The sequence below is a fragment of the Mycobacterium sp. genome, from assembly GCF_035653355.1.
In the GTDB taxonomy this organism is placed as follows: domain Bacteria; phylum Actinomycetota; class Actinomycetes; order Mycobacteriales; family Mycobacteriaceae; genus Mycobacterium.
In genome coordinates this window covers 1-10,824 of the sequence record NZ_DASRBZ010000665.1, presented here as the reverse complement: position 1 = coordinate 10,824, position 10,824 = coordinate 1, and the positions used below count along the sequence as shown (strand labels likewise).

General features: G+C 65.4%; 10 protein-coding genes and 1 tRNA gene. 2 read left to right on the top strand and 9 right to left on the bottom strand.

Translation table 11 applies throughout. The features are described from left to right. From VFA16_RS22760 to VFA16_RS22750, 3 genes are all read right to left on the bottom strand, one after another. Positions 1 to 1,134 (bottom strand): HAD-IB family hydrolase/lysophospholipid acyltransferase family protein (locus VFA16_RS22760; protein ID WP_324970012.1); only part of this gene is annotated, 1,134 nt, incomplete at its 3' end. A 49-nt stretch (positions 1,135 to 1,183) separates the two neighbouring features. Further along, positions 1,184 to 2,659, bottom strand: coding sequence for a wax ester/triacylglycerol synthase family O-acyltransferase (locus VFA16_RS22755; RefSeq protein ID WP_324970011.1), 1,476 nt, complete (start codon positions 2,657 to 2,659; stop codon positions 1,184 to 1,186). A gap of 273 nt (positions 2,660 to 2,932) precedes the next feature. After that, positions 2,933 to 4,192, bottom strand: a complete 1,260-nt coding sequence (locus VFA16_RS22750; RefSeq protein ID WP_324970010.1) for an alpha/beta hydrolase — start codon at positions 4,190 to 4,192, stop codon at positions 2,933 to 2,935. 185 nt (positions 4,193 to 4,377) lie between these two features. Here VFA16_RS22750 and VFA16_RS22745 point away from each other — a divergent pair. Further along, positions 4,378 to 4,451, top strand: a tRNA-Arg gene (locus tag VFA16_RS22745). A gap of 54 nt (positions 4,452 to 4,505) precedes the next feature. Here VFA16_RS22745 and VFA16_RS22740 read toward each other — a convergent pair. Next, positions 4,506 to 5,291, bottom strand: coding sequence for a superoxide dismutase family protein (locus VFA16_RS22740; RefSeq protein WP_324970009.1), 786 nt, complete (start codon positions 5,289 to 5,291; stop codon positions 4,506 to 4,508). A 145-nt stretch (positions 5,292 to 5,436) separates the two neighbouring features. Here VFA16_RS22740 and VFA16_RS22735 point away from each other — a divergent pair, with 145 nt between their 5' ends. Beyond that, complete coding sequence (locus VFA16_RS22735; protein ID WP_324970008.1) at positions 5,437 to 6,195, top strand: enoyl-CoA hydratase; 759 nt, start codon at positions 5,437 to 5,439, stop codon at positions 6,193 to 6,195. Positions 6,196 to 6,199: 4 nt separating this feature from the next. On the opposite strand, the gene VFA16_RS22730 is transcribed toward VFA16_RS22735, so the two are convergent. The 5 genes from VFA16_RS22730 to VFA16_RS22710 form a co-directional block, all read right to left on the bottom strand. Beyond that, positions 6,200 to 7,468 (bottom strand): dihydrolipoamide acetyltransferase family protein, encoded by a 1,269-nt coding sequence (locus VFA16_RS22730; protein WP_324970007.1) that lies wholly within the window; start codon positions 7,466 to 7,468, stop codon positions 6,200 to 6,202. Then, positions 7,465 to 8,523, bottom strand: a complete 1,059-nt coding sequence (gene bkdB / locus VFA16_RS22725) for a 3-methyl-2-oxobutanoate dehydrogenase subunit beta (RefSeq protein ID WP_324970006.1) — start codon at positions 8,521 to 8,523, stop codon at positions 7,465 to 7,467. Before bkdB ends, VFA16_RS22730 begins: the two co-directional genes overlap by 4 nt. Continuing rightward, positions 8,523 to 9,614, bottom strand: a complete 1,092-nt coding sequence (pdhA, locus tag VFA16_RS22720; protein WP_324970005.1) for a pyruvate dehydrogenase (acetyl-transferring) E1 component subunit alpha — start codon at positions 9,612 to 9,614, stop codon at positions 8,523 to 8,525. Before pdhA ends, bkdB begins: the two co-directional genes overlap by 1 nt. 50 nt (positions 9,615 to 9,664) lie before the next feature. Further along, entirely contained in the window at positions 9,665 to 10,483 is an 819-nt protein-coding gene (locus VFA16_RS22715; protein WP_324970004.1) for a CoA ester lyase, read from the bottom strand. Next, on the bottom strand, positions 10,483 to 10,824 hold a 342-nt coding region (locus tag VFA16_RS22710), incomplete at its 5' end, for a MaoC family dehydratase (RefSeq protein WP_324970003.1). The genes VFA16_RS22715 and VFA16_RS22710, both read right to left, overlap by 1 nt.

Genomic DNA, 10,824 nt, shown 5'->3' with positions numbered 1-10,824 from the left:
CACCGCGGCGGCAGGATCGTCCCGGTCGATGAACACGGCTTCAAGCAATTTGCCGAGCGTGCCCATGATCGGGTCGCTCTCTAATTCCTTTTTCCCCACCGCAACCCAGTTGTCGCGGATCAGCGCGGCGGTGATGACCGGGTCCGCCTGGTTGCGGTGGTTGAAAATGAACACCGCCGGACGCTGTGCGGTCAGATTCTCCCTGCCGATGATGTTTAGGTGCACACCGCTCGCGGTCAGCAACACCTGTGACCAGGTGGAGGTGAAGAAGTTCACGCCACGGCGCCGATTGCGGGTCAGCAAGCCCACTCCCACCGCGACCGATGCGACCGGAACCATTGAACCGACGCCGATCAGCGTGCGCAATTGCCCTACGATGCCTCCACCGCCGCGGCTGGTGAACCGTAAGATCGGCCAGCCGCGGCGCCGGGCAACGGCGGCCATCTTGCCCTCGGGGTTGGTGGGCCGGGGATTTCCGACTAGATACATTAAGGCGACGTCTTCGTCGCCGTCGGCGTAGAAGTAACTCTGGCTAAGGTCGATGTCGTGCTCGGCGGCGAATTTCTGTACCGCTGCTGCCTTTCCGGGTCCCCACAGGATGGGCTTGACGATGGCGCCGGTGAGGATTCCGTTCTCATCGACCTCGAACTTGTTGGTAAGGGTGTTGGGGATCCCGAGGAAGCGGGCCACCGGTTCGACCTGGATAGTCAGCGCCGACGAACTGAGTACCACGGTGTGGCCGCGCGCGAGGTGAGCCCGTACCAGCTCGCGCATCTCCGGATAGATTCGGGACTCGATCTTCTGGGCGAACAGCCGCTCGCCGATCTCCTCCATATCGCTGAGCGCGCGTCCGCGAAGCACCCACGCGGCTTTAGTGATGAGCTCTTCGAACTCGATGCGGCCGAGCTGATGGTTGAGTCCGGCCTGGATCATCGTGATCAGCTCACCGACACCCATCTCGCGGCGCCGAAACTGCTCCTGCGTAAGAATGACGCCGGTGAATCCCGCCACCAAGGTGCCGTCCAGGTCGAAGAAGGCACCGATTTGGCGGCCGGGCGGGCTGGCCATGATTTCGGCGACGGAACCGGGCAACTGGAGGTCACGCGCCGACTTGCGGGTTTCGTCGGAAGTCATGGGGCGCCGCTCCTCGGAATCGCTTGGCTCTGCATCGTCGCCGGCGAGGTCATGAGCCTGACACCGATCGAGACGGCGACTCGGTCGCTGGCGCAGTAAACGAAGCCGGTACTGCACGAGGCGCGGGTTTGCCCGCCAGCGCCAGGATCTCGTCGAAACCCTCCAGCAGGCACTGCGCGAACAATGCCTCGTGCCGAACTGCGGCCCGGTCGTAGCGCGCGGTTATCGTGCAGAAACCACCACGCGATACCAACACCACCATCATGGCAATACCGGGCAGCGGTCCAATCCCATACTGCCGCAATATCTTCGCGCCAGCGATGTATGTATCACCTTGGTAGACAGGCACATTGCTGGCCTGCACATCGGCGGCGATCACCGAGCCGGTGATGTTCTCCAGAAGCGGTCCAGGCAAGACACTGAGCAAGGGTGCGACAGAGCCGATGATGTCCATCGCGGGCTCTTCTCGGCGCTGGGTAATCTGCGCGCGAATCTTGCGCATTCGCTGCACCGGGTCGGCGGTACCGATGGGCGCGGCCAGGTTGACGCCGGTGAACCGGTTGCCGCCCGCGGGGTCAGCTTCGGCACGCAGGTTCACCGGCACCGCCATCGGCAGCGTGGCGATGGGGACACCGAGTGCTTCGTGGTAGCGGCCCAACGCGCCGCACAGACCGGCCAAGTAGGCGTCGTTAATCGATCCGCCGCCAGCCTTCGCCGCCTTGTGCAAGTCCGATAGCTGGATGTCGAGCGCTTCGGTGCGACTGGCCAGGCTGCGCCGGCGTAACAGCGGCGACGGCTCAGCGGCCTGGCTCATCACCCGCACACCCGAGCGTGCGTAATTTATTGCACGCGCCACCGCGGAGGGCGGATTGAGAACCGCCCGGCCAAGCAGCGACACCGCTCCCGACACGGCTCCGCGGACACCGCCGATGACTGCGCCCGGCAACTGGTTGATCCCTTCGCGCATCAGATCATTGGGCGAGAGATCTTGCGGAATAGGTTGCGGCGGTGGCGGCTCGGCCGGTGGGTCACGCTCAAGGTCATAGATCTGAGCGAACATCTCCACGCCGCCGACGCCGTCGGTCACCGCGTGACTGAGGTGCAACAGCATTGCGGCCTTGCCCTCGGCCAGACCCTCGACCAGGGTCGCCGTCCATAGTGGGCGCGCGATATCCAGAGGCGACTGCAAAACCACCTCTGCCAGATCAAGCAATTCCCGCAACGTGCCGGGTTCGGGAACCCGCATCCGCCGCACATGGAAGTCCAGGTTGAAATCGGGATCTACCACCCAGCGCGGTGCTGCTGTCGGCAGCGTCGGCACAACCACCTTTTGCCGCAGCCGCAGCACCCGGCGAGAAGCGTTTTCAAATCGGGTCCTGAATCGCTCCCAGTCCGGGGTGGTGTCGAGGATTTCCAGCGCCATGATTCCGGAGCGGGTCCGGGGATTGGCTTCACCGCGGTGCAGCAGATAGTCGACCGCGCCCAGCTCGGTCGGCAAGGCGTCCGTTTCGGCAGCGTCAGTCACCGTCTCGCCTCCGTCCGGGCCTGATCGCGACCAGCCTTGATATCGCCACTCAAGCCTCCCGTCCAGACGCATGCAGTTCGCGGGCCCGGGCAACGACAGTGCCGCTTCGCCGATGCCCGGTGCGCAGCCCAAGCGCCAACACAACGCTAGTCCGCGCGGCGCGGTGGGGAAAGCCGATTGTGCGGATCCATGCGACCGGCTCAGCGGCCGATTAACCACTTACGAAATGGCGTGCCGGACCGATAAATTCGCTAGGCCGATTCGCCGCGCAATTCAGCTCGCTGAAATTGCGCTCGGAGTCAGAGATTCCGCGTCTGAGCGGAGATATCGGCCGTAGATCATGCCAAGGAAATCAGCGACGGCGTCGGCGGTCAGGCGCGAGCGCAGCGTGGCGACGGTGTCAAAAGCATGGTGAGCGTTCGCCAGCTCGGCGTGGCACACGGTGGATGCTCCGGCTTGGCGAAGCGCTGCACAAAAGGCCTGGGCTTGTGCTCTCGGAATCAACGAATCATTTTCGCCGTGCAGCACAAAAAACGGCGGAGCTCCGCTGTGGGCGTGAGAGATCGGCGACGCCGACGCAAACAGTTCCGGATTGTCGGCGTAACGGGTTTGCATCACGAAGTGCTCGAGAAACGGAAGCATCAGTTCATGCATATGTTCGGCTTTTGTGAAGTCGTAGACGCCGTAATAAGGCACCGCCGCCTGCACAGTCGTGTCAGCCTGCTCAAACCCGGGCTGCAGCCGTGGATCGTTTGCAGTGAGCGCGGCCAACGCCGCTAGGTGCGCGCCGGCCGAGCCGCCAGTGATCGCGATGAAACCAGGGTCGCCGCCGTACTCGGCGATGTTGTCGCGTACCCAGGCGATCGCCTTCTTGACATCGACGATGTGCGCCGGCCACGCGCTGCGTGGACTCTTGCGGTAGTCGATTGATACGCAGATCCAGCCGAGCTCGACCATGCGGGCCATCAACGGATATGCCTGACCCCGTTTGCCGTTGATGCTCCAGCCTCCTCCTGGCACCTGCACCAGCACGGGGCGACGATGTCCATCGGGCAAGTTGGGATGGCGCCAGATGTCGAGGAGGTTGTCCCGACCGATCGGACCGTAGGCGATATCCGACGTCTGCGCCGCGTAGCGGCGGCGGTGGCCGACCATATGCAAGAAGCCGTCGCGGCGCGCACACCCATGCTGGTCGCTGAGCGGATGACGCACCCGTTTGCGGTAATGCGTGCCGAACGACTCCTCGAGTGCGGCCGTGAGGATTTGATCAGCCCGTTGCGCCGCCCATGTCGCAGCAACCCGACTCACCGATAGCGGCGTTACCCGCGACAACGCATGCCCGGTCAGCACTTGCGGGGAAAACTCCGCCGAAAGCCAACCAGCAAACCAACCAACCGCGAATGGCGAACCGCGCAGCAGCAGAGCGCCGGCCCGGTAGATGCCCATCGGGTCGGCCGCCAAGTGCCGCCCTTGCCGCAATACCTGGGCACCCGCCTTCGAGCACCGCGTGGTCACGTCCATAGCCATGCTCATCGCAACGCCGCTCCTTGACGCCGGGCAACCGCAACGCCGCGAAACGCGGCTGGCGGCCAGCGGTAGCGTACCTGTGTCGCGCGTCACACACTAGCGAATCGTTATTGCAGCCCATGAGATTTCGCTCGGCGTTGCGCGCCAGAGCCGGGCCTATCGGCGCTGTTCGATAGACTGACCTGCGCATTGCCTCCGTAGCTCAGTTGGATAGAGCAAGGGCCTTCTAATCCCTAGGTCGCAGGTTCGATTCCTGCCGGGGGCGCTTTGTCGGTTGTAGGGCTTCGGTTGATGCTCGACGTTTCGGCTATTCCGCCAGTCAGCCATTAGGGCCCGGCATGTTGCCCGGTGGCACCGTGGTCGGGGGAAGGCTCGGCGTGGTCACGGTCACGGTGCTGGTGCTGGTGCTGGGGGTGGTTGACGTCGACGAGGGCGTCTGGGTGACCGTGGCCGGCGGAACCAGGGTGACCGTCGTGGTGGTCACGGTTGACGTCGACGTTGAGACGGACGTGGTCGTCGCACTCGCCGGGCTAAGGACGCCGCAGGCCACGCGCTGGCCGGACTCCGCAGGACCTTGGCCAGCCATCTCAGAGCCTTGGAGCAGCACGATCGAGGAGCCCTGCGCACCTTTGAGCTGGTCGACGGTGAAGCCGTCGCTGGTGGCGACGATTTTGCCGGCACCGTTCGAGCGCACCAGCAGCGGCGGCAGATCCCCACTGGCAGGCTGACCGGTATGCCCCGGCGCTTGGAAGAGGTCACCTGCCGACGCGAAGTCAGCAGCTTGACCGCCAGTCTGCGAGACGGAGTTGGCTTCGCACTTGCCGACCGCGTGGATGTCTAGGCCGTGGAAGCCGGGCGTGAGGATGCCGGTAGCGACGGTCTCGACGGTCACGGTGGCGTACCCGCTTGTGAAGTCGATGGTGGCATCGGCGACGTGTTTGCCGTCGGCCGTATTCATCTGTGTGGTCAGCTTCTGAGCAGCGGACCCCGACGTGCTCGATGACGTCGGCGTCAACGACGGGTTGGAATCCTGTTTCGAGCAGCCGCTCATGACGGCGACGGGCGTGATTAGCAAAGCGATCGTGGCGCTGACATGCTTCATCATGGACGCGGCGTACCCTGCCAACCGCGCAGGCAAACTGACCAGACCCGCGCTAGCCCAATAGCCCAGCGCCGCCGGCTAACGGAGATCAATGGGCCATGGTCCCGCCACCGGCGCGGCAGCAAACCGACTTCGCGGAGGTGCCCAGATGGCTGAGTCCGATCTTGTGCTGTACAGCGTCGACAACCACATTGCGATCATCACTGTCAACGACCCCGCCCGACGCAACGCCTTCACCGCGGCCATGTCGGCGCAACTGCGCACCGCGGCAGAGCGGGCCCAGGCCGACACCGACGTGCACGCCGTCGTGGTCACCGGTGCAGGGAAGGCGTTCTGCGCTGGCGCCGACCTCAGCGCTTTGGGCGAGGCCACCGAACAAGCCCTGCTAGCGGTCTACGACGGATTCATGGCGGTGGGCAACTGCACGCTGCCCACCATCGCCGCGGTCAACGGTGCCGCCGTCGGAGCGGGGCTGAACCTGGCACTGGCCGCCGACGTGCGTATCGCCGGACCGGCCGCGTTGTTCGACGCCCGCTTCCAGAAGCTGGGACTGCATCCCGGTGGCGGCGCAACCTGGATGCTGCAGCGGGCCGTCGGACCCCAAGTTGCCCGCGCCGCGCTGTTGTTCGGGATGTGCTTCGAGGCCCAAGCCGCGGTCGCGCACGGGCTGGCGCTCAGTGTCGCCGACGACCCCGTCGCTGCCGCGCTGGAACTGGCCGCCGGGCCCGCAGCCACACCACGCGACGTCGTGCTCGCCACCAAGGCCACCATGCGGGCCACCGCCAGCCCGGGATCGCTCGACACCGAGCAGCACGAACTGGCCAAGCGTGCCGAACTTGGGCCGCAGGCGCAGTCGATTCGATCACCGGAATTCGCGGCCCGGCTGGCTGCGGCGCGGGCCAGGTAGCCGCTTACAGGTCCAGCAGCGCGGTTTCCGGCGACTCGATGAGTTCGCGCAGTTGGCAAAGGAATTGCGCCACAACTGCGCCGTCGGCAATGCGGTGGTCGAATGCGCACGTCAAGGTCATCTGCGGGCGGACGACGACGGCGTCATTGACGACCGTCGGGCGTGACTTGAGCGAACCCATGCCCAGGATCGCCGCCTCGGGGTAGTTGATCACGGGCACGCCGTCGTCGACCCCGAGTGCGCCGAAATTCGACACTGTGAACGTCGAGCCGCTCAGCTCGGCAGGTTGCAGTGTGCCGGCGCGGGCCTCAGAGATCAGTCGCGCCACGCATTGGCCGAGTTGGCGGGTGGTTTTCTCGTGCGCGTCGGCGACGACCGGCACCAGCAGACCCCGCGGTGCGGCAACGGCGAATCCCAGATGCACTGCGTGATGCGAGTGCACCTGAGGACCGTCAGCAGCGTCCACCCAGGTGGAGTTCAATATCTTGTGGTGGCTCAACGCGATAACCACGAGCCGCAGCGTGAGCACGAACGGCGTGATCACGTCGCGCTCTTCCCCGGCAGCCACACCGAGTCGATCCCTCAGCCGTAGCAGGTTGGTGCAATCGACTTGAACACTCGCGTGTGCGTCAGGAATCCGACTGCGCGACATCGCCATCCGCTTTGCCGTCTCGGCATGGACGCCGCGCACGGGCAACACGTCGTAAGTGATGCCGGGCCGCTCGGCGCCGACTCCGGCTGCCGCTAAAACGGCCTCCCGGCTGATCAGGCCGTCCGGGCCGGGCGGCACCTCCCGCAGATCGACAAGCAATTCGGCTGCCAGCTTGCGCACGGCGGGTTTCGCCCTAGGGCGCCCGGCACCAGCCGGCTCGTCGGGCCTGCTGGTCGCCTTCCTTCTGCTGGTGTCGATGGTGTCGTCGGGCCCGTAGCCGACCAGAACCGGCCTGCGCGGGGATGTTTCGCCGTTCGACTCAGCGGCCTGCCGCGTGCCCTGCGTGGACGGGGCGTCGGCCCGTTCCGGCGCGGTGTCGATGCGCACCAACAGCGAACCGACTTCGAGGACATCGCCTTCTGCACCCCTGATCTCAACAACCCGGCCGGCGTACGGGCTGGGAATTTCGATCTCGGCCTTGGCGGTCTCCACCGAACACAACGGTTGGTTGAGTTCAACGTCGTCGCCGACGGTGACGTTCCAGCACGACACCGTCACTTCTTCCAATCCCTCCCCCAGGTCGGGGATCAAGAAAGGCTTGATGCGCTCGTCCTCGGTCACGGCAGCTCCAGCGCGCGGTCGACGCAGTCCAGCAGCCGGTCCGGGCCCGGAAGCCATAGCTTCTCCAACCGTGCAGGCGGATACGGGGTGTCAAATCCGCACGCCCGCAACACCGGAGCTTCCAGCTCGTAGAACATCTCCTCTTGGATGCGCGCGGCCAACTCAGCTCCATAGCCCAGGCTGCGCGGACCCTCATGCATCACCACACAGCGCCCGGTCCGCCGGATGGACGCGGCGACCGTGTCGAAGTCCAGCGGGACCAGTGAGCGCAAATCGATCACTTCGAGGCTCCAACCATGTTGGCCAGCAGCGGTTTGCGCTGCAGACAAGGCGGTTCCTACCAATCCGCCGTAAGTCAGCACCGTGACATCGGTGCCAGCACGGCGTACGACGGCTCGCCCGATCGGCGGCGCCGGCTCGCCCAAGTCGACGACCTCCCGACCCCAGTAGCGCCGCTTCGGCTCTAGGAACATCACCGGGTCGGGGCAGGAAATAGAGTGGCGCAGCAGCCAGTAGGCGTCCGATGGCGTCGACGGGACGACAACCTTGAGGCCTGCGGTATGGGCCCAGTAGGACTCGGTGGATTCCGAGTGATGCTCGACCGCACCGATTCCGCCGAACGACGGAATCCGCACGGTAACGGGCATGTTCACTTCGCCGCGGGTGCGTGTGCGGTACTTGGCCAAATGGCTGACGACTTGGTCGACGGCCGGGTAGGAGAAACCGTCGAACTGGATCTCGGGCACTGGCACCAAGCCGCGCAGCGCCAATCCCACGGAGATCCCTATCAGCGCAGATTCGGCCAGCGGCGTGTCGAAGCACCGGTATTCGCCGAATTTTTCGCGCAGACCTTCGGTTACCCGGAACACCCCGCCCTGAGCGGCAACGTCCTCGCCGAAGACCAGCACGCGCTCGTCGTCGGCCATTGCGTCGCACAGCGCTCGGTTGAGCGCCTGCACCATGGTCAAACGTTGCGGCTGTGGTCGCTCGCCCAGCGGCAGTGCTGCGGCGGCGGTGGCATTCGAGCGAGTCGGGGGTTCGGCGATCTGGGTCATCAGCCCTCCCTGGCCAATTCGGCCAGCAATTGCTCACGTTGGGCTTCCAGAGCCGGCGTGATTTCCGCGTACACCGCGGTGAAAACCTCGTCGACGTCGACATCGGGTGCCCCGAACACCGCGTCACGAACCTCGGCTCGCAGCCGCGTGGACCGCGCGGCGACCCGCTCTTGCAGCCGCTGGGTCCACATGCCCTGGCCTTGTAGGTAGGCGCGATAGCGCGGAATCGGGTCAAGTGCTGACCAATGCTCGACTTCCTCCTGCGTCCGGTACCGGGTGGGATCGTCGGAGGTGGTGTGCGGGCCGAGCCGGTAGGTCACCGCCTCGATCAGGGTCGGCCCCTCGCCGGCTCTGGCGCGGGCAGCGGCTTCGGCCATCACCGCATAGCAGGCGAGCACATCGTTGCCGTCCACCCGGATGCCGGGCATGCCGTATCCGATCGCTTTATGCGCGATTGACGGTGCCGCTGTCTGTTTGTCTACCGGCACCGAGATCGCCCAATGGTTGTTCTGCACATAGAACACGCAGGGCGCCTTGAATACTGCGGCGAAGTTCAGGGCCTCGTGCACATCGCCCTCGCTGGTGGCGCCGTCGCCGACGAAGGCCACCGTCACGGAATTCTCGCCGAGCCGTTGCGCGGCCATCGCCGCGCCCACGGCATGCAAGGCGTGCGTGCCGACCGGAACCGAGATCGGAGCGCAGCACTTTTTGGTGAATTCCAGCCCGCCGTGCCAAGTTCCGCGCCACGCCGCGCCGACGTGGCCGGGCGGGATGCCGCGCACGATGAAGACACCGAGTTCGCGGTACTGCGGAAACAGCCAGTCCGTTTTGCGCAGGCAAGCCGCCGCGCCCACCTGCGCGGCTTCCTGCCCGCGACAGGAAGCGAACAGCGCCAATTCGCCTTGGCGCTGCAGGTTGACCAACTCGGTGTCCACCTCGCGGGTGACCACCATGGTCTCGTAAAGCCAGCACAGTGTCTCGTCCGGAAGGTCACGGCTATATCGGTCGTCGGCCGTGGGTGTGCCGTCCGGACCGACAAGTTGGACCGGTTGGAGGTCGACAGTCATCGGCGTCTGAGAAAGCTCAGCCATACCGCCTCCAACCACGCCTGCGCGGTGTGCGGCCGGTCAGAGCAATCGTGCTACGAGCCGGTGCCAGCCGCCAGCTGCACGATCCGCTCGGCTCGCCGCAGCACTGGCGCATCTACCATTATGCCTTCAAATGCGAAGACACCGCGCTGATCGGTGGCCGCGGCCAGCACGTGTCGCGCCCACTGCACCTGCTCGGGTGAGGGTGCATAACCGGCCCGGATCACCGGCAGCTGGCTGGGGTGGATAGCAACTTTGGCGTCGAACCCGACCGCAACGGCGTCGTCGACTTCGGCGCGCAGCCCGTCGAGGTCTTTGATGTCGAGATAGACCGAGTCCAAGGCCAAACGACCATGCGCCTTGGCCGCTAGCAGCGACCGGGAACGCACATGGCGGGCCACGTCGCGATAGGTTCCGTCCGGGTAGCGGTTGGCGGTGCCGCCGAGCACGGCGAACAGGTCCTCTGCCCCCCACATCACGGCGACGGCGTTGTTCGCACGCACACTCTCGGCGACGTTGAGCGCACCCAGCGGCGACTCGACCAGCACCACCACCTCCAGCGGCGAAAGCGCGGTGACATGGTCGGAGCCTTCGCATTTGGGCAGCATCACCGTGTCGTAGCGGGTGCGGGCCAAGGCCTCGAGGTCGCGGGCTTGATCGTCGCTGCCGAACGGGTTGACGCGCACCACGGTGCGAGCGGGGTCGAGTGGGACGTCGACCAGTGCTTTGCGGGCGCTGTCCCGATGGCCCGCGGCCACACCATCTTCCAGATCGAGGATGACGATATCAGCTGCAGCCGCGGCTTTTTCGTATCTCTCCGGGCGGTCGGCTGGGCAGAACAGCCACGCCGGACCGGGGTTGCGCAATCCCATCAGTCGACGGACTCGGGCGGGCGCATCCGTACCAGCGTTTTGCGGGTGGCGGTGGCCACGACGTCGCCGTGCTGGTTGCGGCCGGTATGTGCGAAGGTCACGATCCCCTCCCCCGGACGGCTCTTCGATTCGCGTTTCTCGGTGATCACGGTTTCGGCGTAGAGCGTGTCGCCGTGAAACAGCGGCTTCGGGAAAGCGATTTCGGAAAAGCCGAGGTTGGCGACGATCGTGCCCTGGGTCAGCTGCGCCACCGATAAGCCGACAAGCGTCGACAGCGTGAACATCGAATTGACCAACCGTTGGTGAAACGGCGGCAGCGCATCGGAGAACGCGGCGTCGAG